This is a genomic window from Gilvimarinus sp. 1_MG-2023, assembly GCF_030548285.1.
Map to the genome: position 1 here is coordinate 1 of NZ_JAUOSC010000880.1, position 281 is coordinate 281.

The window sequence follows — 281 nt, forward strand, 5'->3', positions numbered from 1 at the left end:
GCTCAGCACTCAAGGCCCGGTAAGCATGTTGCTCTCCCTCACTCCGGGTGTACCACAGCCGGGCAGTCAAGGCCCCAAACTGCTGCTCTCCGGCCAGACTGATATTATTCTGGTCAGCAGCCTGACCTGGGCCTCGCCATTGATCAGCACTGGATTTTGATAGCGATGCCATCACCCGGCCACCAAAATTCATGGCACCCGAGTCTGCCCGAGCAAACCAGCGTGCCAGATCGTCACTACCGGCACTGTAGGACAGTTGCACCTCAGGATCGATATTGGGC

1 protein-coding gene is annotated in these 281 nt (G+C 58.0%); it reads right to left on the minus strand.

Annotated elements, in window-relative coordinates:
• On the minus strand, nt 1-281 hold a 281-nt coding region (locus tag Q4563_RS19395; RefSeq protein ID WP_303605679.1), incomplete at both ends, for a hypothetical protein.